The organism is Pseudomonas sp. OV546 (genome assembly GCF_900116845.1).
Classification (GTDB): Bacteria; Pseudomonadota; Gammaproteobacteria; order Pseudomonadales; family Pseudomonadaceae; genus Aquipseudomonas; species Aquipseudomonas petroselini.
In genome coordinates this window covers 1-24763 of the sequence record NZ_FPCE01000026.1, presented here as the reverse complement: position 1 = coordinate 24763, position 24763 = coordinate 1, and the positions used below count along the sequence as shown (strand labels likewise).

Sequence of the window (24763 nt, the reverse complement as noted above, 5' to 3'; positions counted from 1 at the left end):
AGAGCAGACGATGAAAATCATGATTTGCCCGCTCAACGGGCCGCGTAATATCAGCGAGTTCACCTACGGCGGTGAATTCAAACCGATGCCCGACCCGCTGACCTGCAGCGATGCCGAATGGGCCGACTACGTGTTCAACACCGATAACCTTGCCGGCGTGGTGCGCGAATGGTGGATGCACACACCGTCCAGCTACTGGTTCCTCGCCGAGCGCCACACGGTCACCGACGAGATCGTGCGCACCTTCGATCCGCGCGAAGTGTTCACCACCCGCGTCGACTTCACCACCGCCAAGGAGATCGCCGGATGAACCGCCTCCCCGCCCCCATGGGCCTGCTGATCCAGCGTGACCAGCCACTCGACTTCAGCTTCGACGGCCTGCCCTACCAAGGTTTGCAGGGCGACAGCATCGCCAGCGCCCTGCTCGCCAACGGGCGCTTCCTGATGTCGCGCTCGTTCAAATACCACCGCCCACGCGGCCCGTTGACCATGGCCGGCCAGGACGCCAACAGCCTGGTGCAACTGCCTCGCGAACCCAACGTATTAGCCGACGCCCACGCGCTGTCCGCCGGCTTGGCGGTGACGGCGCAGAACGTCAACGGCTCGCTGGACAACGACAAGGACGCCTACCTGGGCAAGTTCTCCAAGTTCATGCCGGTGGGCTTCTACTACCGTTCGTTCTACAAGCCCAAGGGCATGTGGAAAGTCTGGGAGCCGATCATTCGCAAAAAGGCCGGCCTGGGCGTGCTCGACCTGACGTTCCAACCCGAGTACTACGACAAGGCCTACCTATTCACCGACCTCGCCGTGATCGGCGCCGGCCCCGCTGGCTTGCAGGCCGCGCTGACCGCCGCGAATGCCGGCGCCAAGGTGCTGCTGATCGAGCAGCAACCGATCCTCGGCGGGTCGCTGACCTACGCGCGCTTCGATATTGCCGGCACCCGTGCCGACACCTTGCGCCGCGAGTTGCTGGGCGCGGTGCAGCAACACGCGAATATCCAGGTACTCACCGACGCCACCTGCAATGCCTGGTTCACCGACAACTACCTGCCGGTGATCCAGGGCAAGCGCCTGTACAAAGTGCGCGCGCAGCAGTGCCTGGTGTGCAGCGGTTCGTTCGACCAACCGGTGGTCTTCCGCAACAATGACCTGCCGGGGGTGATGCTCACCAGCGCGGCGCAACGCCTGATGAAGCTGTATGCGGTCAAGCCCGGCAAGCGCGCGGTGGTGCTTACCGGCAACGATGACGGCTACCTGGCCGCCCTCGACCTGCATGACCAGGGCGTGGACGTGGCCGCCGTGATCGACCTGCGTCACGCCCCGGCGGACAAAGCCTTGCCCAGTGCCCTGGCCCAGCGCAAGATCGCGTGCCTGAGCAACAGCACGGTGTTCGAGGCCCTGCATGAAAAAGGCCTGCGCCATGTGAAGGGCGTCGACGTGCGCCAGATCACAGGCCAGGGCCAGGTCAGCACCAGCGGGGAAGTGATCGACTGCGACCTGCTGTGCATGTCGGCCGGTTATATGCCGGTCTATCAGTTGCTGTGCCAGGCCGGTGGCAAGCTGGCCTATGAAGACTCGCGGGCGGAGTTCAGCCTCAGTGGCCTGCCGCGCAATCTGGGCGTGGCCGGTTCCGTACACGGTCGGCATCAACTGGACAATGTGCTGGCGGATGCGACCAACGCCGCCGCCGACAGCCTGCTCGCCCTCGGATTGAACAGCACCAGCCCGCCTGCAGCGCTGCGCCCTGAAGCCCAGGTCAACTTCCCCTGGCCGATCTTCCCGCACCCCAAGGGCAAGGATTTCGTCGACTTCGACGAAGACCTGCAGGTGGCGGACATCGTCAACGCCACCCGCATTGGCTACCGCGATGTGCAGTTGGTGAAGCGTTATTCCACGGTCGGCATGGGCCCGTCCCAGGGGCGCCACTCAGCGCTGCCGACCGCACGGCTGGTGGCCTGGGCGACCCAGCGTACTATCAGCGAAACCGGGGTCACCACCGCACGGCCGCCGTTCGTGGCGGAGAAACTCGCGCATGTCGCCGGACGCGCCTTCGACCCCTACCGCCAAACGCCGATGCACGCGCGCCATGTGCAAGCCGGGGCGAAGATGATGCCCGCCGGTATCTGGCAGCGCCCGGCCTATTACGGCAAGGCCCAGGACCGCGAAGCGTGCATGCAGGCCGAAGCGCTGCACGTGCGCAACAAGGTCGGGATGATCGATGTGTCCACACTCGGCGGCCTCGACGTGCGCGGCCCGGACGCCGCCGAACTGCTTAACCGCCTCTACACCTTCGCGTTCCTCAAGCAGCCGGTGGGCCGTTCGCGTTATGCGCTGATGACCAACGAACACGGCGTGGTGATCGACGACGGCGTGTGCGCGCGGCTGGCCGACAACCACTTCTACGTCACCGCCACCACCAGCGGCGTCGATCGTATTTACCAGCAGATGCTCAAGTGGAACGCGCAGTGGCGCCTGGACGTGGACGTGACCAACGTTACCGCCGCGATCTGTGCGGTGAACGTGGCCGGGCCGGATTCGCGCAAGGTGCTGGAACAGGTATGCAGCGATCTCGACCTCAGTGCCGAAGGCTTCCCCTATCTGGGCGTGCGCCAGGGTACGGTGGCCGGGATCAAGGCACGCCTGCTGCGGGTGGGTTTCGTCGGCGAACTGGGCTATGAAATCCACGTACCGGCACGCCACGGCCTGGCGTTGTGGGACGCGTTGATGACGGCCGGCAAGGCCTTTGACATTCGCCCCTTCGGCGTCGAGACCCAGCGCCTGCTGCGCCTGGAAAAAGGCCACGTGATCATCAGCCAGGACACCGACGGCATGACTCACCCGGCAGAAATCGACATGGGCTGGGCGGTCAGCCGCACCAAGCCGTTCTTCGTCGGCCGCCGCTCGGTGGACATCCTCGAAGCCCAGCCGCTGAAACGCAAATTGGTGGGCTTCAGCCTGCCCAAGGGCAGCGTACAACCGCTGGAAGGCCACCTGGTGCTCAACGGCGCGGACATCAGCGGCAACGTCACCTCCTGCGAATACTCCACCAGCCTGGGCCGCATCATCGGGCTGGCCTACGCCGGGATCGACCAAAGCACGCCAGGGCAGCGCATTCCGATTCGCGTCGAAGGCGGCATCGTCGTCCAGGCCGAGGTGGTGCAACTGCCGTTCTTCGACCCCACTAACCAACGCCAGGAGGGTTAAGCCATGACCAGTCTGAAGGCCCACGAATTGTTCACGCCGCCCTGCCAACTGCAGGACCAGACCGACCTGCCCCGGGTCGGCTTTCGCGGCGCACAGAGCGCCGAGTACCTCACGGCGCGCGGCTTCACGTTGCCGGGCGGGCCCAACCAAGCCTGCGCGCAAGCGGACGGCAGTTGGGTGGCGCGCCTGTCGCAGAACGAATACCTGGTGCTGGGCAGCCCGCAGGATCAGGGGCAACGGATTGCCGATGAAGAAGCGCGTTGGGAACTGGACCACCGCGCCAACTACCTGCTGCCACGCCAGGACAGCCACGCCTGTGTGCGGCTCAGCGGGGAGGTGATTGCGCAGGTAATGGCAAAGCTGTGCGGGGTGGATCTCAGTTTCCCGGCCTTCAAGCCGGGGATGGTGGCGCAGACCTCGGTGGCGCGGGTCAATGCGATTGTCATCCACACAGGCAGTGGGGAGCTGCCGGCGTTTCATATCCTCTGGGATCGCGCCTCGAAGGCATACTTCGAGGGCGCGTTGCGGGATGCGCTGGAGGAGTTCGGCGGGGTGGGTCAGTCGGTGTAGCCCAACCGCGCCGCCCTGACCTTTTGGGTGTGTTGACGTGTCGCCAGGCAGTAATACAACGGGCACGTCACCACCAACCCCACCAGCCACGACAAGTCCGCGCCTTCCACCAGGTTGGCCCACGGCCCCACATACAGCGACGTATTGGCAAACGGCAGTTGCACGATGATGCCGATGAAGTACGCCACGATCGCATGCAGGTTGAAACGCCCATACACCCCGCCATCGGCCTGGAAGATCGAGGCAATGTCATAGACCCCGCGCTTGATGATGTAGAAGTCGATCAGGTTGATTGACGCCCACGGCACCAACACCAGCAACAGCGCGAGGATCAGGCCGATAAATTGCGAGATGAAGTCCGCCGACGCGCCCAACGCCACCACGCAGCAACCGGCCAGGATCACGCCCGACAGCGCCACGCGCACCTTGATGCTGGGGGTCCAGTGGCTGGCGAAGGTCTGGACCGAGGTGATGATCGACAGCACCGCGCCGTACAGATTCAGGGCGTTGTGGCTGATGATATTGAGCAGGAACAGCACCATCAGGATCGGCCCCAGCCAGCCGGTGGCGTGCTTGACCGCGACCATGGCTTCGGTGCCTTCGGGCGTGGCCAGTGCAGCGACCAGGCCAAAGGCGAAGGACAGGATGGTGCCGAGGGTCGCGCCCAGGTAGGTGGCGAGGAACGGCCGGGTGATGCCAATGTCCGCCGGCAGGTAGCGCGAGTAGTCGCTGGTGTAGGGCGAAAAGCTGATCTGCCAGATCACCCCCAGCGACACGGTAGCCAACCAGCCAGCTGCGTTGAAGCCGCCACGGGTAAGGAAATCTGCCGGCAGGTCATGGGCAAAAATGTAGATAAAACCGGCCAGCAAAGCACTGCCCATCACCCAGGTGCCGATGCGGTTGAGGGTATGGATAAAGCGATAGCCGATCACGCCGATGGCGGTGGCGCTGAGGGCGCCGATCAGGATGCTCGCCGGCACCGGCACCGACGGCACGATGCCGACGATGGACTTGCCAGCCAGGACGATATTGGAGATGAAAAAGCCAATGTAGATCAGCGCGGCGAAGAACACGATCAGCAGCGCGCCGTAACGGCCGAACTGGCCACGGCTCTGCACCATCTGCGGGATGCCCATGCGCGGGCCTTGGGCCGATGCGAGGGCAATCACGATGCCGCCGAGCAGGTGCCCGAGGGCAATCGCCAGCAGCCCCCACGCCAGATTGAGATGGAACACCTGGGCCACCATGGCACCCGTGACGATCGGCAGCGGCGCGATGTTGGTGCTGAACCATAAGGTGAACAGGTCGCGGGCCTTTCCATGGCGCTCTGCGAGGGGGACGTAATCGACCGTGTGATGCTCGATCAGGGGGTCTTGCCGGGACATCTGGGGCATGGAAATGAACTCGCGTTTGTCTGATCTTATAGTTGTTTGACGCCAAACCGGGGGAGCTCTTTGGCTGCCCCTCAGATGAACACCATATTATGGTATTCCAACATTTTCACAAGACTGATCCGTAGTCTTAGCGCGCATCTGATCCGCAAGTGTGCCACAGCGCACTCCGTTATTTCCCGCCATAGCCCCCGTATTTATGGGTGATAAACCCGAGAATTGACGTTCATCGGGCGATTGAAAAAGCGGTTGCATCGACTGTATTACGGTATACCATCAGACCTACAAACTCATAAAAACCGCTTTACCGCAGAGGACCGTCCCATGATCGATGCCGCTATCTACAAACAAGTGATGGGTTCGTTTCCGTCCGGTGTCACCGTGATCACCACGCTCGATGACGAGGGGCAAATCGTCGGGTTGACCGCCAGTGCCTTCAGTTCACTGTCCATGGACCCGGCCCTGGTGCTGTTCTGCCCCAACTACAGCTCCGACTCGTACCCGGTGTTGATCAAGAACAAGCGCTTTGCCATTCATGTGCTTTCCGGTGGGCAGCAAACCGAAGCCTATGCCTTTGCGCGCAAAGGCAAGGACAAGGCCCAGGGCATCGAATGGACGCTCAGTGAGTTGGGCAACCCGATCCTGGCCAATGCCACGGCGGTGATCGAGTGCGAGTTGTGGCGCGAATATGAAGGCGGCGACCACGCGATCATGGTCGGCGCGGTGAAGAACCTGATCGTGCCCCGGCAGAACGCCGGGCCACTGGTGTATTGCCACGGCAAGATGGGTGCCCTGCCACTGCCGGCCTGATCCCCGACACCGTTCTGAAAACACCGAAGATCAAATGTGGGGCTTGCCCTAGTGCAAGTCAGTTAAGGCAAACACTGTACCTGTGGCGAGGGAGCTTGCTCCCGTTGGGCCGCGAAGCGGCCCCAGCTCTTTGTTTAAAACAACTGGGACTGCTACGCAGTCCAACGGGAGCAAGCTCCCTCGCCACAGGTTACTTTTCGCTCTTGCTGCTTCTTAACTGACTGGTAGTAGGGCTTGCCCGCTCCCTCATTCGAACGTCCCCCAAAGGGCTGCGGTGTCAGTCAGGTTCGGAAGCCCTGGCGCTGGCCGTTGTCGGCCGAGTCGGCAGCCTGGCTGCAGGAGCGCGACTTCGTTGGAGGTGGCAACCATTTCATGAAACGCCGTCGAGACCATATCCACCGCTTCGCGCTGTCGCTCGGCGACTTCGGCCATTTCCACCGAGACTTCGGTGGCACTCCCGGAGCTGCTGCGCGGCCAGGTAGCTGACGTTCTGGCTGATGCCTTCGAAAAACAACTGCATCGCGTTGTCGACCTGGCGGATCTCGCGCCCGCTGCTGTCGATAAAGCCATCCCGTGCCTCATGACGCACATTGAGGATGATCAGCACGGTGCGACCGTTGGAGAGAAAAGTTTTGCGGATATTCTGTATTATGGTATACCAACAATTAATCCGCCGAACAGCTGTCATCACTGGCACGCTTCAACGTGGCGAGAGTACTTAAGGGCCCGCAGCCGACAGGCCGATCACAATAGATCCGAGGTAAGCGTCATGAAGTTTTCCCTGTTCGTACACATGGAACGTTGGGACGAAAGTGTCAGCCACCGGCAGTTGTTCGAAGACTTGACCGAACTGACCCTGATGGCCGAGGCCGGCGGTTTCAGTACCGTATGGATTGGCGAACACCACGCCATGGAATACACCATCTCGCCGAGCCCGATGCCGCTGCTGGCTTACCTCGCGGCCAAGACCACTACCATTCACCTGGGCGCCGGCACCATCATCGCGCCGTTCTGGCACCCGTTGCGGGTGGCGGGTGAATGCGCCTTGCTCGACGTGATCAGCAACGGGCGCATGGAAGTCGGCCTGGCCCGTGGTGCTTACCAAGTCGAATTCGACCGCATGGCCGGCGGCATGCCCGCCTCCAGCGGCGGCCAGGCGCTGCGCGAGATGGTGCCGGTGGTGCGTGCGTTGTGGAAAGGCGACTACGCCCACGACGGCGACATCTGGAAATTCCCCACTTCCACCAGCGTGCCCAAGCCGATCCAGCAGCCCAACCCGCCGATGTGGATCGCCGCCCGCGACCCGGACTCGCATAACTTCGCGGTGGCCAACGGCTGCAACGTGATGGTCACGCCGCTGATGAAGGGTGACGAAGAAGTCCTCGACCTGAAAAACAAATTCCAGGCCGCCCTCGACAACAACCCCGGCGTACCACGCCCGCAACTGATGGTGCTGCGCCACACGCACGTGCATGCCGCCGATGATCCGGACGGCTGGAAAGTCGGGGCCAAGGCGATCTCGAAGTTCTATCGCACCTTCGATGCCTGGTTCGGCAATAAAGAGGTGCCGGTGAATGGCTTCCTGGCGCCGAGCCCGGAAGAAAAATTCGCCGCCCGCCCGGAGTTCGAACTGGACAGCCTGCACAAGACCGCGATGATCGGCACGGCCGAAGAAATCATCCCGCGCATCCGCTACTACCAGGAACTGGGGGTGGATGAGTTCAGCTTCTGGTGCGACAACAGCCTGCCCCATGCCGAGAAGAAGAAGTCGCTGGCGCTGTTTATCGAGCAGGTGGTGCCGGCGTTTCGTTGAGTCAACCCAGCCGCAGGCCACTGGTTGCTTTCAACCACGCCTGCGGCCCAAGTGCCAACTGACCAACTGATAACCCCCCAACAAGCTCCCCGCCAGCAGCAATGTCCATTGCACGCTCAGCGCCGCCGCCAACAGGCCGGCCAACAACCCGCCGATGGCTTCAAAGCCGAAACGCATGGCGATGTAAAACGCGATCACCCTGCCCCGCAGCGTTTCCGGCGCGGCGCTTTGCAGGGTCATGTTGCTGCTGACATTACTGACCGTAATCCCGAACCCCAGCCCGGCGAGCGCCGCCAGGGTGAACCCCAACGGCGGGTTGGCGGCCACCGCACACAGCGACAGCGCACACAGCGACAGCGCACACACCAACGTACCCAGCACGATGATGCGGCTGAGCCGCGAGTGACTGCCGGCGAACGCCAGGAAAATCGTGGCCACAAACGCACCGGCACCCGCCGCGCCCCATAACCAGCCGAGGGTTTGCGCATCGCCGCTGAACACGTGCTTGGCCAGAATCGGCAGCAGCACCGTGTAGCAGGAGGCCAACAGGTTGACCATCACCACACTGATCAACAGCCGCCGGATTGCCAGCGTGCTCCAAAGGTAGTGCAAACCTTCGCGGAAAATTTGCGCCGTGGAACCTTGGGCCCTGGCCTGCGCCCGGCTTTGCACCTTGCCCAGGCCAATCAGCAACATGCCGAAGGCGATGGACGTCAGCAGGAAGCAACCAGCCTCGCCGCTCCAGTTGATCAGCAAACCGGCCAACGGCGGGCCGATAAAACGCGCGGCATTGATCAGCATCGCATTGAGCACAAGGGCGTTGGGCAGGTCTTTGGGATCGTCGACAAAACTGGCGATCAAGGCTTGGCGCAGCGGCGTTTCCAAGGCGTTGAGCAACCCCAGCAACAGCGCCATGGCGATGATCACTTCGCGGCCCATCCACTGCTGCCACGTGAGCACGGCCAAGGCCAGGGATTGCAGGGCCAGCGTGGCCTGCACGGCCATCAGCAGGCGGCGCTTGTCGTGGCGGTCCGACCAGGCCCCCGCCAGCGGGCCCACCAGCAACTGCGGCAACAGCGTCAGAAACGCAATCGCCCCCAGCAGCACGGCCGAGCCCGTCAGGTGGTAGGCCAGCCACGACAGCGCGACCTGTTGCACCCACTTGCCGAGGGTGGAGAGGCCCTGGCCGACGAAGTAGATCTGGAAATTGCGATGGCGCAGCGCGCGTACAGGCGCCGGCCAGCGGGAGGGGGAAGCAGGATTCAAATAAACTCGCAGCCCTTTTGTGTGAGCGATTTCAGGACCCAGGTGCGGTCGTTCTCGCCCAGCGCGATCTGTTCAAGCTGCTTCTGTTCAGCGGCATGCTTGGCGTAGGCGCGATCATACACCTCGCCGACCTGATCGAAAGGCACGCAGAGCAAGCCGTCTTCATCACCGATCACCAGGTCTCCGGGCTCGATGACCATGCCACCGAGCGCAATCGGCACATTGACCTCGCCCGGACCATCCTTGTAAGGGCCGCGATGGGTGATACCGGCGGCGAACACCGGAAAGTCACCGGCACCGATGCTCGCCGCATCGCGAATCGCGCCGTTGATCACAATGCCGGCCACGCCCTTCTTGATCGCGTACGCCACCATCATTTCACCGATGAGCGCGTTGCTCAGGTCACCGCCGGCATCCACCACGATCACGTCACCGGGCTGCGCGATATCCAGCGCGTGATGCAGCATCAGGTTGTCGCCGGGGCGCGCCTTGACGGTCAGCGCCGGCCCCACCAGCACGCCCTTGTGGTGCATCGGCTGCAGGCTGGCGCCACCGGCGGTCATCCGATTCATCGAATCGCTGATGTTGGCGACCGGCACGCTGCGGTAACGCTCGACCCACTCGGCAGCGACCTTGCGTTGCTGCTTGAGCACTCTGAATCCGATGGACATGGGGCATTCCTCTGGTGGTTTTTATTAAGTGTTATTTGTTCAAAATGAAACTCTATTTCAAAATTAACACCACCTTTTGAAACTGACAAGACACCCTTCGCAGCCATTCGGCAGGCGACGAGTGGCACAAATCGCACCTTAAACTCTATAGACCATGGGTAATCACTGGGTCGCAGACAACCGTAATAGTGAGTTTTTTGTTTCAGAGCAAAAATTATTTATTGAAACGCCATTTCATTATGGTAGCTTTCAATCACTGTTGAGCGCTACGACGAGTCCTCAACTGCACACAGATAAGAAAACCAAGGTGCGCACAATGACCCGAACCCTGCTGCTGACCGGCCCGGAACTGACCCCCGAAGCCATGGCCCACGCCGCCTCCCACGGCGTACGCGTGATCCCCACCACGCCCTATGCACCTGCCGACGAACTCACTGCGATCATTGCCCGCGAGCAACCCGACGCAATCATCGTGCGCCAGGGCAAACTGACCCGAGCGATGATCGACGCATCGCCCGCGCTGAAGATCATCGCCAAGCACGGCGTGGGCTACGACACCATCGACATTGCCGCCGCCGCCGAGCGCCGCATCCCGGTGACCATCGCCCTGGGCGCCAATGCGCAATCGGTGGCCGAGCACGCACTGGCACTGATGTTCAGCGTGGCGCGCCAGACCGCACTGCTCGATGCGCGCATGCGTGACGGGCATTGGGACAAAGCCACCAGCGTCGGCATCGAGCTGTCCGGCAAGACCCTCGGGCTGGTCGGCCTGGGCGCCATCGGGCGAATCCTGATGGACCTGGTGACCCCGCTGCGCATGACCGTCAAGGTGTTTGACCCGTACCTGAGCAGCCTGCCGGACCTGCCGAACGTCGAGCGCGCCGAGGACGTCGACGCCTTGCTGGCGAGCTGCGATATCATCAGCCTGCATTGCCCGCTGACCGAGCAGAACCGCAACCTGTTCGGCGCGGCACAGTTCAAGCGCATGCGCCCGCGCAGCATCCTGATCAATACCGCGCGCGGTGAGCTGATCGACACCGAAGCGCTGGTGCAGGCGCTGAGCACCGGCCAGATCGCCGGCGCCGGCCTCGACACCTTCAACCCCGAACCGCCACCGGCTGACTCCGCGCTGTGGGGCCTGCCGACCCTGGTGGCCACCCCGCACGTGGGCGCCAACACCGCCGAAGCGCGGGATCGCGTGGGCCTGCTGGCCTTGCAACAAATCATCGATTTCTGGGACGGCAACGCGCTGGAACCGCGCGCAGTGGTTAATCGCCAACTGTTCGCAGACTGATTGAACGCACATCGCCCGGCCTTCGCGTAAAGAAGGACGGGCTCATCACGCTTCTCCAAAAAAAACAAAATGGGAGAGAGTCATGTCTACCAGTTCCACCGACATCAGCGCCATTGAGCGCTCAACCATGCGCAAGGTGGCGTGGCGGCTACTGCCGTTCCTGATCCTCTGCTACCTGCTGGCAATCATTGATCGCGGCAACATCGGCATGGCCTCCCTGCAGATGAACCAGGACCTGGGCCTCACCCCGGCGATCTTCGGCTTTGCCAGCAGCTTGTTCTTTGTGTCGTATTTCCTCGTGGAAGTCCCCAGCAACCTGGCCTTGCAACGGTTCGGCGCGCGGGTATGGATTGCGCGGATCATGATCACTTGGGGGATTATTTCCGCCGGCACCGCGTTTGTGACCGGCGCCAATTCCCTGTACGTGATGCGCTTTTTGCTGGGCGCGGCCGAAGCCGGGTTTTTCCCGGGCGTGCTGCTGTACCTCACCTACTGGCTGCCGGCGGCATACCGAGGGCGCATGGTGGCGATTTTCATGGTCGCCATTCCCGGTGCCAACTTCATCGGCTCGCCGCTGTCCGGACTGCTGTTGAGCCTGGATGGCTGGTTTGGCATGCGAGGCTGGCACTGGCTGTTCATCATCGAAGGCATCCCGGCGGTGCTGCTGGGTATCGCTTGCCTGTTCGTGCTGACCGATCGCCCCGAGCAGGCCAAATGGCTGAGCAGCGAGCAACGCGGCTGGCTCACCGGCCGTCTCGATGAAGAGCGCAGCCGCAAGACCGCCATCGGGCATATCTCTCTGTGGAAACTGCTGCGCCACAAGCACATCTGGGTGCTGGCGCTGATCTATTCGGGCGCCTCGGCGGCCGGCAGCACCATGAGCGTCTGGGCCCCGCAATTGCTCAAGACCTTTGGCCTGAACAACCTGGAAATCGGCCTGGTCAATGCCATCCCCTACGGGCTCGCATCGATCCTTATGATTCTGTGGGGGCGCAGCTCCGACAAGACCGGTGAGCGCCGCTGGCACACCGCGACCACCTTGCTGTTGATCACTGCGGGCTTGCTGCTGGCGTTGGTCACGTCGTCGCTGGTGGCCACGGTAATCATGCTGTCCATGGTGCTGATTGGCGCGTATTCGATGAAGGGGCCGTTCTGGGCGCTGGTGTCGACCTGGCTCTCGTCCTCCACCGCCGCTGCCGGCCTGGCCGCCGTGGGGGCAATGGCCAACCTGATTGGCGGGGGCGTGATGGTCAACGTTTACGGCACGATTCATCACGCCACCGGCAGCTATGCCCTGGCACTCTTGCCACTGGCAGCACTGTGTGCGGCCGGCGCGGTGATGGTGTTGTTGATGGGCCGCAAGCAGATGAAGGAATTGGCCGGCGCGCCGGCTTTGTCCTGAAATCGCTGCGCAGTCAATTGCTTGGCATTGCCCCTCGCGGGCAATGCCAGTATTTTGCAGCGTACCCGCCCAACCACAAGGAGCAACCCCATGGTAAAAACCCGCCCGCGCCCCGCAGTCACCGGGGTTGCTTCGGCTGATCGGGTGCTGACCGTGCTCACGGCGTTCAAAATGGGCGATACCGCGCTGGAACTGGCCGAGCTGGCGGCGCGCACCGGGTTGATCAAAAGCACCATCATGCGTTTGATGGTGTCCCTGGAAGACCACGGCCTGATCACGCGCCTGGCCGATGGCCGTTATCAGCTGGCCACCGAGATCATGCGACTGAACACGGTGTATCAGGACGGCCTCGACCTTGAGCGCCACATCACCCCGCTGCTGCACCGCCTGACCCAGGAAACCGGGGAAACCGCCTCGTTCTATGTGCGCCATGGCGCCTACCGGATGTGCCTGTACCGGGTCAATTCGCCCCACCATCTGCGCCTGCACCTGCAACCGGGCGACACCCGCCCCATGGATGGCGCCGCCGGTGCCGAAGCCTTGCGCACCCCCTATTCCCTGGCCGCCAGGATGATCAAACCGATCTTCTCCCACGGCGCCACCGACCCCCACGCCTCGTCGATGGCCCTGCCGATTTTCGGCCCCGGGGAAAACCTGATCGGCGCCCTGGTGCTGTCCGGTCCGGCCAGCCGCCTGACTGCAGAACAGGCGCAAACCCTGCATCCGCTGTTCCAGCAGGCCGCCGTTGAGCTGACCCGCAGCCTGGGTGGCGATGCACTGGCGGGTGGAGAAACCCCACAGAAAAAACCTCGCAGCAAAAAAACCACCACGGGCTGAAGCCCTACCCGGCTCAAATGTGGGAGGGGGCGTGCCCCGATGACGGTGTGTCAGTCAACTTATTGGGTAACTGAGCCATTGCCATCGGGCGCCAGCCCCCTCCCACATTTTCCTCCAAGCTTGCCTACACTCTCTCAACACACGCGACATTTAGCCTCAGCCCATCATCGCAGCACCTGTAATAGTCTATTGCAGGACTCTAATGTACTAACCAGTTACTTATCTTGCTAAAATCGCGTCTTTGCCCTCTCTCACTCGAGTCTTTTCGATATGAAACGAGCATCGCGCGCCACTGGCGTCTCTAGATTCTTACTCCTGGGCCTGGGCGTCATCATCGCCTTGCTCGGCCTCGCGCTTGCCGTCGGCGGCGTTAAACTGGTCAGCCTGGGCGGTTCTTGGTACTTCCTGGTCGGCGGTGCGGTGATGGCCGTTTCCGGCCTGTTGATTGCCCTGCGCAAACCGGCCGGCGCGTGGTTATTCGCGGCGTTTCTGCTGGGCACCGCGATCTGGGCCGTGGCCGACGTGGGCCTGGTGTTCTGGCCGCTGTTCTCGCGGGTGTTCATGTTTGCGGCCATCGGTATGGTGGTGGCGCTGGTTTATCCGCTGCTCGTCAACAAGCCTGCCCGTGGCGCCTATGGCGTTGCCGCCGTGCTGGCAGTGGGCGTGGCGGTGGCAGCAGGCAATATGTTCGTTGCCCACCCAAGTGTCGCCCCGACCGGTGCCGGCCCTGGCATCACCCCCGTAGCCCCGGCCGATGCCCAGAAAGACTGGGCCCACTACGGCAACACCGAAGGCGGCAGCCGCTTCGCCGCGCTGGACCAGATCAACCGTGACACGGTCAATAAGCTCAAAGTAGCCTGGACCTACCACACCGGTGACGTGGCGATCAGCGACGGCAACGGTGCCGAAGACCAACTCACGCCCCTGCAGATCGGCAACAAGGTGTTTATCTGCACACCGCACAACAACCTGATCGCCCTCGACGCCGACACCGGCAAAGAACTGTGGAAGAACGAGGTCAACGCCAAATCGGCGGTGTGGCAGCGTTGCCGGGGCATGGCTTACTTCGACGCCAGCGCGCCGATTGCCCAGCCGACCCAGCCCAACAGCTCGCCGATCATTACCGCCAGCGTTCCTGCCGGTGCGCAGTGCCAGCGTCGCTTGCTGACCAACACCATCGATGCACGCCTGATCGCCGTGGATGCTGACACCGGCAAGTTCTGCGAAGACTTCGGCACCCACGGTCAAGTGGATTTGAAGGCCGGCCTGGGTAACGTGCCGGACAGCTACTACCAACTGTCCTCGGCGCCGTTGATGGCCGGCACCACCGTGGTGGTGGGTGGCCGCGTGGCCGACAACGTCCAGACCGACATGCCCGGCGGCGTGATCCGTGGCTTCGACGTGATCACCGGCCAGATGCGCTGGGCTTTCGACCCGGGCAACCCGGAAGACAAAAAAGCCCCGGCCGACGGCAGCACTTATGTACGCAGCACGCCGAACAGCTGGGCGCCGATGTCCTATGACCCGCTGATGAACACGGTTTTCCTGCCGATGGGCAGCTCGTCCACCGACATCTACGGCGTGGAACGCACCCAGCTCAACCACAAATACGGCGCCTCGGTACTGGCGCTGGACGCCTCCACCGGCACGGAAAAGTGGGTGTACCAGACCGTCCACAATGACCTGTGGGACTTCGACCTGCCGATGCAGCCAAGCCTGATCGATTTCACGCCGCCAGGCAGCGACAAAGCCGTGCCGGCAGTGGTGATCGGTACCAAGGCCGGACAGATCTACGTGCTCGACCGCGCGACCGGCAAGCCGCTGACCGACGTGCAGGAAATCCCGGTCAAGGCCGCCAATATCCCTAACGAGCCCTACTCGCCCACCCAGCCAAAGTCGGTCGGCATGCCACAGATCGGCGCGCAGACCCTGACCGAGTCGGACATGTGGGGCGCCACGCCGTTTGACCAGTTGCTGTGTCGCATCGACTTCAAGGGCATGCGCTACGACGGCCTGTACACCGCGCCAGGCACCGATAAATCCCTGAGCTTCCCGGGCTCGCTGGGCGGCATGAACTGGGGCAGCATCTCCACCGACCCGGTGCACGGTTTCATTTTCGTCAACGACATGCGCCTGGGTCTGTGGATCCAGATGATACCGTCGCAGAACAAGGCCCAGGCCTCGTCCGGTGGCGAAGCACTGAACACCGGCATGGGCGCCGTACCGCTCAAGGGCACGCCGTATGCGGTGAACAAAAACCGCTTCCTGTCGGTGGCCGGCATCCCGTGCCAGGCGCCGCCGTTCGGCACCCTCACCGCGATCGACATGAAGACGCAAAAGGTCGCCTGGCAAGTGCCGGTCGGCACCGTTGAAGACACCGGCCCGCTGGGGATCCGCATGCACCTGCCGATCAAGATCGGCCTGCCGACCCTCGGCGGTACCCTCTCCACCCAGGGCGGCCTGATCTTCATCGCCGGCACCCAGGACTTCTACCTGCGCGCCTTCAACAGCGGCAACGGTGATGAAATCTGGAAAGCCCGCCTGCCGGTCGGCAGTCAAGGCGGTCCGATGACCTACGTGTCGCCGAAAACCGGCAAGCAGTACATCGTGGTCACCGCCGGTGGCGCACGCCAGTCCACCGACCGTGGCGACTACGTGATCGCCTACGCCCTGCCATAACCCTCTCCAGGCGCGGTGCCCCCAGCACCGCGCCTTCTGCTTTGGAAGACCCCGCATGACCCCCTCTTCTCATCTTTCCCTTGGGCGCCTGTTGCTCGGCCTGGCCCTGGGTGCCGCCCTGCCTGTGCAAGCGGATGACACCACCCTGACCGGCGACTGGGGCGGCCTGCGCCGTGAGCTCGACGAGCAAGGCGTGCGCTTCACCGGTGACTACAGCGGCGAAACCGCCTACAACGCCCACGGCGGCCAGCATCGTTCGGCGCGCTACTCGCAGAACGTCAAGCTCGGCGTGCAGTTCGACCTGGGCAAGCTCTATGGCTTCAACAAGGGTGACCGCATCCAGCTCACCCTCAACGACCGTCGCGGCAACAGCGCCTCCGAAGACCTGGTGGGCAACCGCCTGCCTATCCAGGAAAACTACGGCGGCCTCTACACGCGCCTCACCGAGCTGAGCTACGAGCGCACGCTGTTCACCCCGGCGCTGAACCTCAAGGTCGGCTACATGGCCATGGGCAACGACCTCGGCGGCCTGGACAGCGGCATCCTGTGCAACTTCATGAATGCCGGCTTCTGCGGCCACCCGCTGAACATGTCCGGCGGGAGCGGCTGGACCAACTACCCCAACGCACGCCTGGGCGCACGGGTCAAATACGACTTCTCGCCTGCCTGGCAACTGCGCGTCGCCGCGTTCAATGTCGACCCGGACAGTAACGGCGACTCCAGCCGCGCCTGGCATCTGAGCCCCAAGCACACGACTGGCACCGTAGTACCCATCGAGCTGGTGTACAAACACGCGGGCAGCCTGCCGAGTGAATACAAACTGGGCTATTACTACGACAGCTCCGACGTGAAACGCATTGGCAGCAACAAGTCGGTCAGCGGTCGCGGTGGTCACTACCTGCTGGTCGACCAGGCGGTGTGGGCGTCCGACTCATCCGCGGGCCGCGTGCTGCATGCCTTCGGCCAATACTCGGCAGCCAGCGAAGCGGCCTCGCCGTTCAGCAAGTGGTACGGCGCGGGCGTAGTGCTCTACAAGCCGTTTGAGGGACGGCCACGCGACACCCTGGCCTTGGGGTATGGGCGTGCCGTACCCAACCCCCGCAGTCGCGACGTGCAGGAACTGGCCGCCTTCAACGCCGGGAACGATTACCCCAACCTGAACAATGCCGAACAATTGATCGAACTCAGCTATGGCTACCAGGCCACGCCGTGGCTCAACCTGCGCCCGGATGTGCAATACATCATCGAGCCAGGAGCGTTCTCCGGTGCGGATATCGACAACGCGCTGGTGGTCGGCCTGCAGGTCAAGACAGTGTTCTAAGCGCCCAGCCCGCTCCCACATTTCATCTCTCGCATTCAGTCTGAATACGCGGCCCTAGGCCGCACCCTGCTGGTACTCCCGTGGCGTACAACCGAACTCACGGCGAAACACCGTATGCAAGTACTGCGCGGAGGTGAAGCCGCAGCTCGACGCAATGTCGGCAATGGCCAGGTCGGGGTCGGCCAGGCCCTTGGCGGCGGCGGCGAGTTTGAAGCGCAGGATCTCGTCATGCACGCTGCAGCCGCGCACCTTGCGAAAGTGCGCTTCCAGGGAGGAACGCGACACGCCGACGTAGGCCGCCACCTGCGCGGTCTTGATGCCCTGGCAGGCGTACTGCCGGATAAACAGCAACGCTTGCATCACATAGGGATTGCCCAAGGGTTGATGCAAGCTGGAGGCCTGCACATTGATCGCATCCGGCGGCACCAGGATCTGCGTCCCGGCGCAGGGTTTGCCGTGCAGCATCTGGTGCAGCAACGCCGCCGCGGTGCGGCCCATGGTTTCGGTGCCCTGGATCACCGAACTCAGCGGCACCCGCGTAAGGGTGCGGGTCAGCGGGTCGTTGTCGATGCCGATCAACGCCACCTCCTCCGGCACGGCGATGCCGGCGGTGAGGCAGGCTTGCAGCAACTGCCGGGCGCGGGCGTCGGTGACGGCGATGATACCGATGGGCTTGGGCAGGCTGTGCAGCCAGGCGATCTGTTGTTCCACCGCGCTGTCCCACAACGGCGCGCTGGTGCCCAGGCCGCGATACACCTCGACGTGCAGGCCATCGCGTTGCAGCAGACGGCGAAAGGCTTTTTCGCGCTCCTGGGCCCAGCGATTGGCCTGGGCCTCGGGCAGGCTGAAACAGGCAAACCGCGCCAGGCCCGCTTCGATCAAATGTTCGTAGGCCAATTTCATCAAGGCGTGGTTATCGGTGGCCACATAAGGAATGCCCTTGGGGTAGGCGCGCGCATCCTCATAAGAGCCCCCCACCGCCACCACCGGCAGCGTGCTCCCGGACAACGCCTCGCCGATCAGCGGGTCGTCGAAGTCGGCGATGATGCCGTCGCCCTGCCAGCGCTCGATACCTTTAAGGCGACAGAGAAAGTCCTCTTCCAGGAACAAGTCCCAGGACGCGCGGGTGCTGCTCAGGTAATTGCCGATGCCGGCGATGATGCCGCGGTCGTAGATTTTGCTGCCGTTGAAAAGCAAGGCTATGCGGTGCACGGGCGGTAGGGTTTTCATTGTTGTTGTCCTGGGGCCAGTCGCCACAGACTAGACCCTGCCACTCAAAATCGCACTGTCCTTTGGTGATTTTCATAATCGGCAAGGCCGATGCCGTTGCTAGTATCGAGACACCGCCAAGAACAATAAGGAAAACGCCATGCCGTACTTCCCCGGTGTCGAGAAGGTTCGCTTCGAAGGCCCCAGCAGCGACGCCCCCCTCGCCTTTCGCCATTACGACGCCAACAAGATCATCCTCGGCAAACCCATGCGCGAACACCTGCGCATGGCGGCCTGCTATTGGCACACCTTCGTATGGCCGGGGGCGGATATGTTCGGTGTAGGCACCTTCAAGCGGCCCTGGCAGCGCAGCGGCGACCCGATGGAACTGGCCATCGGCAAAGCCGACGCGGCGTTCGAATTTTTCTCCAAACTGGGCATCGACTACTACAGCTTTCACGACACGGACGTCGCCCCTGAAGGCAGCTCGCTCAAGGAGTACCGCCACCACTTCGCGCAGATGGTCGATCACCTCGAGCGCCATCAGGAACAGACCGGGATCAAGCTGCTCTGGGGCACCGCCAATTGCTTCAGCAACCCGCGCTTTGCCGCCGGCGCCGCGAGTAACCCGGACCCGGAGGTGTTCGCCTACGCCGCCGCCCAGGTGTTCAGCGCCATGAATGCCACCCTGCGGCTCAAGGGCGCCAACTATGTGCTGTGGGGTGGCCGTGAAGGCTATGAAACCCTGCTCAATACCGACCTCAAGCGCGAACGCGAGCAACTCGGGCGCTTCATGCGCATGGTGGTGGAGCACAAGCATAAGATCGGCTTCAAGGGCGACCTGCTGATTGAGCCCAAGCCCCAGGAACCGACCAAGCACCAATACGATTACGACAGCGCCACGGTGTTCGGCTTCCTGCATGAGTACGGGCTGGAGCATGAGATCAAGGTGAACATCGAGGCCAACCACGCCACCCTGGCCGGGCACAGCTTCCATCACGAGATCGCCACGGCCGTGTCCCTGGGTATCTTCGGCAGCATCGACGCCAACCGCGGCGACCCGCAGAACGGCTGGGACACCGACCAGTTCCCCAACAGCGTCGAGGAAATGACCCTGGCCACCTATGAAATCCTCAAGGCCGGCGGGTTCAAGAACGGTGGCTACAATTTCGACTCCAAGGTGCGCCGCCAAAGCCTGGACGATGTGGACCTGTTCCACGGGCATGTCGCGGCCATGGATGTGCTGGCCCTGGCGCTGGAACGTGCGGCGGCGATGGTGCAGAACGACCGCTTGCAGCAGTTCAAGGACCAGCGTTATGCCGGGTGGCAGCAACCGTTGGGCCAGGCAGTGCTGGCCGGAGAGTTCAGCCTGGCATCGCTGGCCGAGCATGCGTTTGCCCATGAACTGAACCCGCAGGCGGTGAGTGGTCGTCAGGAGATGCTTGAAGGCGTCGTGAATCGCTTTATCTACACCTGATAGGGGTAAACACTGGCACGTGTGGTGAGCGGGCGTGCCCCGCGCTGGGGCGCTTAGCGCCCCCCCCCTACAGGCGATGTGTTTTTACCTGACACGCTGAGGTGCCTGGTTTTGGGGCTGCTTCGCAGCCCAGCGCGGGGCAAGCCCGCTCACCACAGTAAGCCTACTCACCACAGTTACAGTGTTCGTCTAGAGTCTTCCAACAACAATAAAAGGACGCACCACCATGAAGTCATTCAAACGTACCCTGCTCGCCACTGCCCTGGCCTTGCTCGCCCTGCCGGTCATGGCTGACCCCGCCCACCCGAAGATCGGTTTCTCCATCGACGACCTGCGCCTGGAGCGTTGGTCCCGTGACCGGGATTACTTCGTCGCCGCAGCGGAAAAACTCGACGCCAAGGTCTTCGTCCAATCCGCCGATGCCAACGAGCAAAAGCAGATTTCCCAGATCGAAAACCTGATTTCCCGTGGGGTCGACGTCATTGTGATCGTGCCGTTCAACGCCACCGTGCTCACCAACGCCGTCGCCGAAGCCAAAAAGGCCGGGATCAAAGTGGTGTCCTATGACCGCCTGATCCTCAACGCCGATATCGACGCCTACATCTCCTTCGATAACGAAAAAGTCGGCGAGATGCAGGCCAACGGCGTGCTGCAAGCGGCGCCCAAGGGCAACTACTTCCTGCTGGGCGGCGCGCCCACCGATAACAACGCCAAGGTGCTGCGCGAAGGCCAGATGAAGGTGCTGCAACCGGCCATCGACAAGGGTGATATCAAGATTGTCGGCCAGCAGTGGGTCAAGGAGTGGAACGCCACCGAAGCCTTGAGCATCGTCGAAAACGCCCTGACCCGGAACAACAACAAGATCGACGCCATCGTCGCCTCCAATGACGCCACCGCCGGCGGCGCGATCCAGGCCCTGGCCGCACAGAAGCTGGCGGGCAAGGTGCCGATCTCCGGCCAGGACGCCGACCTCGCCGCGGTCAAACGCGTGATCGATGGCACCCAGACCATGACCGTGTACAAGCCGCTCAAGCTGATCGCCTCGGAGGCGGCCAAGCTCTCGGTGCAACTGGCGCGTAACGAGAAGCCGACATACAGCTCGCAATACGACAACGGCAGCAAGAAGGTCGATACCATCCTGCTCACGCCGACGCCGTTGACCAAGGCCAATATCGACCTGTTGGAGAAGGACGGGTTCTACACCAAAGAGCAGCTTGCCGGGCAATGACCGCCATGGCCGACTACTTGCTGCAAATGAACGGCATCGTCAAAAGCTTTGGCGGTGTCAACGCGCTCAATGGCATCGACATCAAGGTACGACCGGGCGAATGCGTCGGCCTGTGCGGCGAGAACGGTGCCGGCAAATCCACCTTGATGAAGGTGCTGTCGGCGGTCTACCCGTATGGCACCTGGGAGGGCGAAATCCTTTGGGACGGCCAACCGCTGAAGGCCCAGTCCATCAGCGAAACCGAGGCGGCCGGCATCGTCATCATCCACCAGGAACTGACCCTGGTGCCGGACCTGTCGGTGGCCGAAAACATCTTCATGGGCCACGAACTGACCTTGCCGGGTGGGCGCATGAACTACCCGGCGATGCTCCACCGTGCCGAAGCCTTGATGCGCGAGCTCAAGGTGCCGGACATGAACGTGGCGTTGCCGGTGTCGCAGTACGGCGGCGGTTACCAGCAATTGGTAGAAATCGCCAAGGCCCTGAATAAACAAGCGCGCCTGTTGATCCTCGACGAGCCCTCCTCGGCGCTGACCCGCTCGGAAATCGACGTGCTGCTGGACATCATCCGCGGCCTCAAGGCCAAGGGCGTGGCCTGCGTGTACATCTCCCACAAGCTCGATGAAGTGGCGGCCGTGTGCGACACCATTGCGGTAATCCGCGACGGCAAGCACATTGCGACCACGGCCATGGCCGACATGGACATTGCGCAGATCATCACCCAAATGGTCGGCCGCGAAATGAGCAACCTCTACCCCACCACGCCCCATGCGGTGGGCGAGGTGATTTTCGAGGCGCGCCACGTCACCTGCTATGACGTCGACAACCCCAAGCGCAAACGCGTGGACGATGTGTCCTTTGTGCTCAAGCGCGGGGAAATCCTCGGCATCGCCGGGCTGGTGGGCGCCGGGCGTACGGAGCTGGTGTCGGCGCTATTCGGCGCCTACCCCGGCCGCTACAGCGCCGAAGTCTGGCTGGACGGCCAAGTGATCGACACCCGCACACCGCTCAAATCGATCCGCGCCGGGCTGTGCATGGTGCCCGAAGACCGCAAGCGCCAGGGCATCATTCCCGACCTGGGCGTGGGCCAGAACATCACCCTGACGGTGCTCGACACTTACGCACATATGACCCGCATCGACGCCGAAGCCGAACTGGGCAGCATCGACCAGCAGATCGCGCGCATGCACCTCAAGACCGCCAGTCCATTCCTGCCGATCACCAGCCTGTCCGGCGGCAACCAGCAAAAGGCCGTGCTGGCGAAAATGCTGATGGCCAAGCCCAAGGTGCTGATCCTCGATGAACCCACGCGTGGGGTGGACGTGGGTGCCAAGTATGAGATCTACAAACTGATGGGCGCCCTGGCGGCCGAAGGCGTGTCGATCATCATGGTCTCCTCGGAGCTGGCCGAAGTGCTCGGCGTTTCCAACCGCGTGCTGGTGATCGGCGAAGGCCAGCTGCGGGGCGACTTCATCAACGAAGGGCTCACCCAGGAACAGGTACTCGCCGCGGCGCTCAGCCAACACAATAATAATGACCGGAAGACCGCGTAGATGAATCAGCTCAAACAGCTGTTTACCCGCTACAAAATGCTCGCCCTGGTGATCGCCGTGGCGGTGATCTGGCTGTTTTTCAGTTGGCAGACCGAGGGCGGATTCCTCACGCCGCGCAACCTGTCCAACCTGCTGCGGCAGATGTCGATCACCGGCATCCTGGCGTGCGGCATGGTGCTGGTGATCATCAGCGGCGAAATCGATTTGTCGGTGGGGTCATTGCTCGGATTATTGGGCGGCCTGGCGGCGATCCTGGATGTGGTGTATCACATCCCGCTGCTGGCCAACCTGAGCCTGGTGGCGCTGTGCGGCTTGATGATCGGCCTGGCGAACGGCTACATGACCGCTTACCTGCGGATCCCGTCGTTTATTGTCGGCCTGGGCGGCATGTTGGCGTTTCGCGGGATTCTGCTGGGAATTACCGGCGGCACCACCATCGCGCCGGTGTCGCCGTCGCTGGTGTATGTGGGCCAGGGTTATCTGCCGCATTCGGTCGGTATCGGCCTCGGGGTCTTGCTGTTTGCCCTGACCCTGTTCCTGACCTGGAAACAACGGCGCAACCGCGCACTGCATGGCCTGGCCGCTCACTCGCGGGTGCGCGATGGCGTGCGTGTGGCAGTGATCGGCGCGGTGCTGGCCGGGTTCGTCACCACCCTCAACAGCTATGACGGCATCCCGGTACCGGTGCTGCTGTTGCTGGTGCTGCTCGGCGTATTCAGCTACGTCACCAGCCAGACCGTGTTCGGCCGCCGCGTGTACGCGGTGGGCAGCAACATGGAAGCCACACGCCTGTCGGGCATCAACGTGCAGGCGGTGAAACTGTGGATCTTCGGCATCATGGGCGTGATGTGCGCCCTCGCCGGCCTGGTCAACACCGCGCGGCTGGCGGCTGGATCACCGTCGGCGGGGAACATGGGCGAGCTGGATGCCATTGCGGCGTGCTTTATCGGTGGCACCTCGATGCGCGGCGGCTCGGGCACGGTGTATGGCGCGTTGCTCGGGGCGTTGGTGATCACCAGCCTGGATAACGGCATGTCGATGCTGGATGTGGACAGCTACTGGCAGATGATCGTGAAGGGCAGCATCCTGGTGCTGGCGGTGTGGGTGGATGTGAGTACGCGCACAGGCCGGCGCTGAACCCACGCCCACAAACACCACAAATCCCCTGTGGGAGGGGGCTTGCCCCCGATAGCGGCAGATCAGTCAATATCCATTTACCTGACCCACCGCTATCGGGGAGCAAGTGGAATCATCGCACCGCCCCTCCCACATTGATCGCGTCCCATTGTTGGGTTAGTGGCGTTTGGTCATGGTTTGTAAAGGGCCAGCAAGGCAGGTCCCTTTTAATCGCAGGACGTTTCCTAGACAATCCTCGCCGCCTTGTGCCTGTTGGAATCGCTGGCTAGTCTGCGGTCCGTCACTGCTCATCAGTGATCGGGTTTAGTCGCCCGGATTCAGAACAGGCGCACGTCTCCCATGAAGCTATATGGTGGCTGTGCGCAGGGCGCCCTCGGGCGCGCCGGGTTCCTGTTCTGACCGGTCGACTAACCTGCGTACAGCCGCCACCTTCGTTTAGTCGCAAAGCGTGTCGGCTCCTTGGTATTCAGACAGGAAAGACACCATGAACAAAGTCCTACCCGATCCACCCCATGATCCCGCAAAAGGCCGCGCCGCCTTCAACCGCGCCATCGACCACTACCTGCCCACCCACGGCTTCCACTGCGTCAGCGACGACCTGAGTTTCGAAGATGCCCTTCTCTACACCGCCAGTTTGCTCGACAGCGCCTCCGCCACCGCCCTGGACTGCGGCGAGCTGCTGCAAAGCCCCGAGCGGGCGAAAATCCTGGCGGTGTGGCATTTGCTGGAAATTGCCAAGACCACGGTGGATCGCTCCATCGAGTGCCTGAACGGCACCAAAACTCCTGCCTGAACGCGGTTAGGAATGTGGGAGGGGGCTTGCCCCGGTACAAACCGGGGACATCGTTTACATTTCTAACCGGGGACATGGTTTACAGGTTAATACGCATGATCAGGAGGT

At 62.6% G+C, this 24763-nt stretch carries 20 protein-coding genes; 15 read left to right on the top strand and 5 right to left on the bottom strand.

The features are described from left to right. The first annotated feature begins 10 nt into the window (after positions 1-10). Genes BM403_RS30930 through BM403_RS30920 form a run of 3 tightly spaced genes read left to right on the top strand, consistent with a single transcriptional unit; the run spans position 11 to position 3774 of the window. Positions 11-310 carry a sarcosine oxidase subunit delta gene (locus BM403_RS30930; protein ID WP_012723544.1) on the top strand — a complete coding sequence of 100 codons (300 nt, stop codon included), beginning with the start codon at positions 11-13 and terminating at the stop codon, positions 308-310. After that, positions 307-3204 carry a 2Fe-2S iron-sulfur cluster-binding protein gene (locus BM403_RS30925; protein WP_093546958.1) on the top strand — a complete coding sequence of 966 codons (2898 nt, stop codon included), beginning with the start codon at positions 307-309 and terminating at the stop codon, positions 3202-3204. Before BM403_RS30930 ends, BM403_RS30925 begins: the two co-directional genes overlap by 4 nt. Before the next feature lie 3 nt (positions 3205-3207). Beyond that, positions 3208-3774, top strand: a complete 567-nt coding sequence (locus tag BM403_RS30920) for a sarcosine oxidase subunit gamma (protein WP_012723542.1) — start codon at positions 3208-3210, stop codon at positions 3772-3774. Here BM403_RS30920 and BM403_RS30915 read toward each other — a convergent pair. Further along, positions 3762-5168: a purine-cytosine permease family protein gene (locus BM403_RS30915; RefSeq protein WP_046035378.1), complete on the bottom strand. Its 1407-nt coding sequence runs from the start codon at positions 5166-5168 to the stop codon at positions 3762-3764. The two genes, BM403_RS30920 and BM403_RS30915, sit on opposite strands and share 13 nt — an antisense overlap. A 321-nt stretch (positions 5169-5489) precedes the next feature. Here BM403_RS30915 and BM403_RS30910 point away from each other — a divergent pair, with 321 nt between their 5' ends. Further along, complete coding sequence (locus BM403_RS30910; RefSeq protein WP_012723540.1) at positions 5490-5975, top strand: flavin reductase family protein; 486 nt, start codon at positions 5490-5492, stop codon at positions 5973-5975. A gap of 370 nt (positions 5976-6345) precedes the next feature. Here BM403_RS30910 and BM403_RS30905 read toward each other — a convergent pair whose 3' ends face one another. Continuing rightward, entirely contained in the window at positions 6346-6582 is a 237-nt protein-coding gene (locus BM403_RS30905) for a hypothetical protein (RefSeq protein ID WP_139238019.1), read from the bottom strand. A gap of 162 nt (positions 6583-6744) precedes the next feature. Here BM403_RS30905 and BM403_RS30900 point away from each other — a divergent pair, with 162 nt between their 5' ends. Continuing rightward, on the top strand, positions 6745-7788 hold the full coding sequence (locus BM403_RS30900; protein ID WP_064052580.1) for an LLM class flavin-dependent oxidoreductase: 1044 nt from the start codon (positions 6745-6747) through the stop codon (positions 7786-7788). A 30-nt stretch (positions 7789-7818) separates the two neighbouring features. On the opposite strand, the gene BM403_RS30895 is transcribed toward BM403_RS30900, so the two are convergent. Then, complete coding sequence (locus tag BM403_RS30895; protein ID WP_093546952.1) at positions 7819-9054, bottom strand: MFS transporter; 1236 nt, start codon at positions 9052-9054, stop codon at positions 7819-7821. Then, positions 9051-9725, bottom strand: coding sequence for an RraA family protein (locus BM403_RS30890; RefSeq protein ID WP_012723537.1), 675 nt, complete (start codon positions 9723-9725; stop codon positions 9051-9053). Before BM403_RS30890 ends, BM403_RS30895 begins: the two co-directional genes overlap by 4 nt. 316 nt (positions 9726-10041) lie before the next feature. Here BM403_RS30890 and BM403_RS30885 point away from each other — a divergent pair, with 316 nt between their 5' ends. The 5 genes from BM403_RS30885 (at position 10042) to BM403_RS30865 (ending at position 17258) form a co-directional block, all read left to right on the top strand. Beyond that, complete coding sequence (locus BM403_RS30885; protein ID WP_093546949.1) at positions 10042-11019, top strand: hydroxyacid dehydrogenase; 978 nt, start codon at positions 10042-10044, stop codon at positions 11017-11019. A gap of 82 nt (positions 11020-11101) precedes the next feature. Next, positions 11102-12421, top strand: coding sequence for an MFS transporter (locus BM403_RS30880; RefSeq protein ID WP_012723535.1), 1320 nt, complete (start codon positions 11102-11104; stop codon positions 12419-12421). A 90-nt stretch (positions 12422-12511) separates the two neighbouring features. Then, the gene (locus tag BM403_RS30875) at positions 12512-13258 is read left to right on the top strand and encodes an IclR family transcriptional regulator (protein ID WP_046035381.1); all 747 of its coding nucleotides are present in this window, start codon (positions 12512-12514) and stop codon (positions 13256-13258) included. A 270-nt stretch (positions 13259-13528) separates the two neighbouring features. Beyond that, on the top strand, positions 13529-15937 hold the full coding sequence (locus BM403_RS30870; protein WP_093546946.1) for a glucose/quinate/shikimate family membrane-bound PQQ-dependent dehydrogenase: 2409 nt from the start codon (positions 13529-13531) through the stop codon (positions 15935-15937). Positions 15938-15992: 55 nt separating this feature from the next. After that, a complete protein-coding gene (locus BM403_RS30865) occupies positions 15993-17258 on the top strand; it encodes a carbohydrate porin (protein WP_093546943.1) in 1266 nt (421 codons plus the stop codon). A 54-nt stretch (positions 17259-17312) separates the two neighbouring features. Here the strand turns inward: BM403_RS30865 and BM403_RS30860 are convergent, their stop codons facing one another. Next, positions 17313-18488, bottom strand: a complete 1176-nt coding sequence (locus tag BM403_RS30860) for a XylR family transcriptional regulator (protein ID WP_093546940.1) — start codon at positions 18486-18488, stop codon at positions 17313-17315. A 139-nt stretch (positions 18489-18627) separates the two neighbouring features. Between BM403_RS30860 and xylA the strand changes: the two genes are divergently transcribed. The 5 genes from xylA to BM403_RS30835 all read left to right on the top strand — a co-directional run bounded on the left by xylA (position 18628) and on the right by BM403_RS30835 (position 24655). Next, a complete protein-coding gene (gene xylA / locus BM403_RS30855; RefSeq protein WP_012723530.1) occupies positions 18628-19944 on the top strand; it encodes a xylose isomerase in 1317 nt (438 codons plus the stop codon). A gap of 226 nt (positions 19945-20170) precedes the next feature. Beyond that, positions 20171-21172, top strand: a complete 1002-nt coding sequence (gene xylF / locus BM403_RS30850) for a D-xylose ABC transporter substrate-binding protein (protein ID WP_046035384.1) — start codon at positions 20171-20173, stop codon at positions 21170-21172. Beyond that, entirely contained in the window at positions 21169-22725 is a 1557-nt protein-coding gene (gene xylG / locus BM403_RS30845; RefSeq protein ID WP_093546937.1) for a D-xylose ABC transporter ATP-binding protein, read from the top strand. The genes xylF and xylG overlap by 4 nt, the downstream gene beginning before the upstream one ends. Continuing rightward, the gene (locus tag BM403_RS30840; protein ID WP_012723527.1) at positions 22726-23862 is read left to right on the top strand and encodes a sugar ABC transporter permease; all 1137 of its coding nucleotides are present in this window, start codon (positions 22726-22728) and stop codon (positions 23860-23862) included. It begins immediately after the preceding gene. 484 nt (positions 23863-24346) lie between these two features. Continuing rightward, positions 24347-24655 carry a DUF6124 family protein gene (locus tag BM403_RS30835; protein WP_012723526.1) on the top strand — a complete coding sequence of 103 codons (309 nt, stop codon included), beginning with the start codon at positions 24347-24349 and terminating at the stop codon, positions 24653-24655. Positions 24656-24763 lie beyond the last annotated feature (108 nt).

Excerpts from the sequence above, each read along its gene's own strand:
- xylG (WP_093546937.1), top strand. The coding sequence starts at position 21,169 with ATGACCGCCATGGCCGACTACTTGCTGCAAATGAACGGCATCGTCAAA.
- BM403_RS30890 (WP_012723537.1), bottom strand. The coding sequence starts at position 9,725 with ATGTCCATCGGATTCAGAGTGCTCAAGCAGCAACGCAAGGTCGCTGCC.
- BM403_RS30930 (WP_012723544.1), top strand. The coding sequence starts at position 11 with ATGAAAATCATGATTTGCCCGCTCAACGGGCCGCGTAATATCAGCGAG.
- BM403_RS30925 (WP_093546958.1), top strand. The coding sequence starts at position 307 with ATGAACCGCCTCCCCGCCCCCATGGGCCTGCTGATCCAGCGTGACCAG.
- BM403_RS30835 (WP_012723526.1), top strand. The coding sequence starts at position 24,347 with ATGAACAAAGTCCTACCCGATCCACCCCATGATCCCGCAAAAGGCCGC.
- BM403_RS30910 (WP_012723540.1), top strand. The coding sequence starts at position 5,490 with ATGATCGATGCCGCTATCTACAAACAAGTGATGGGTTCGTTTCCGTCC.
- BM403_RS30880 (WP_012723535.1), top strand. The coding sequence starts at position 11,102 with ATGTCTACCAGTTCCACCGACATCAGCGCCATTGAGCGCTCAACCATG.
- BM403_RS30920 (WP_012723542.1), top strand. The coding sequence starts at position 3,208 with ATGACCAGTCTGAAGGCCCACGAATTGTTCACGCCGCCCTGCCAACTG.
- BM403_RS30885 (WP_093546949.1), top strand. The coding sequence starts at position 10,042 with ATGACCCGAACCCTGCTGCTGACCGGCCCGGAACTGACCCCCGAAGCC.
- BM403_RS30860 (WP_093546940.1), bottom strand. The coding sequence starts at position 18,488 with ATGAAAACCCTACCGCCCGTGCACCGCATAGCCTTGCTTTTCAACGGC.
- BM403_RS30900 (WP_064052580.1), top strand. The coding sequence starts at position 6,745 with ATGAAGTTTTCCCTGTTCGTACACATGGAACGTTGGGACGAAAGTGTC.
- BM403_RS30840 (WP_012723527.1), top strand. The coding sequence starts at position 22,726 with ATGAATCAGCTCAAACAGCTGTTTACCCGCTACAAAATGCTCGCCCTG.
- BM403_RS30915 (WP_046035378.1), bottom strand. The coding sequence starts at position 5,168 with ATGCCCCAGATGTCCCGGCAAGACCCCCTGATCGAGCATCACACGGTC.
- BM403_RS30875 (WP_046035381.1), top strand. The coding sequence starts at position 12,512 with ATGGTAAAAACCCGCCCGCGCCCCGCAGTCACCGGGGTTGCTTCGGCT.
- BM403_RS30865 (WP_093546943.1), top strand. The coding sequence starts at position 15,993 with ATGACCCCCTCTTCTCATCTTTCCCTTGGGCGCCTGTTGCTCGGCCTG.
- xylA (WP_012723530.1), top strand. The coding sequence starts at position 18,628 with ATGCCGTACTTCCCCGGTGTCGAGAAGGTTCGCTTCGAAGGCCCCAGC.
- BM403_RS30870 (WP_093546946.1), top strand. The coding sequence starts at position 13,529 with ATGAAACGAGCATCGCGCGCCACTGGCGTCTCTAGATTCTTACTCCTG.
- xylF (WP_046035384.1), top strand. The coding sequence starts at position 20,171 with ATGAAGTCATTCAAACGTACCCTGCTCGCCACTGCCCTGGCCTTGCTC.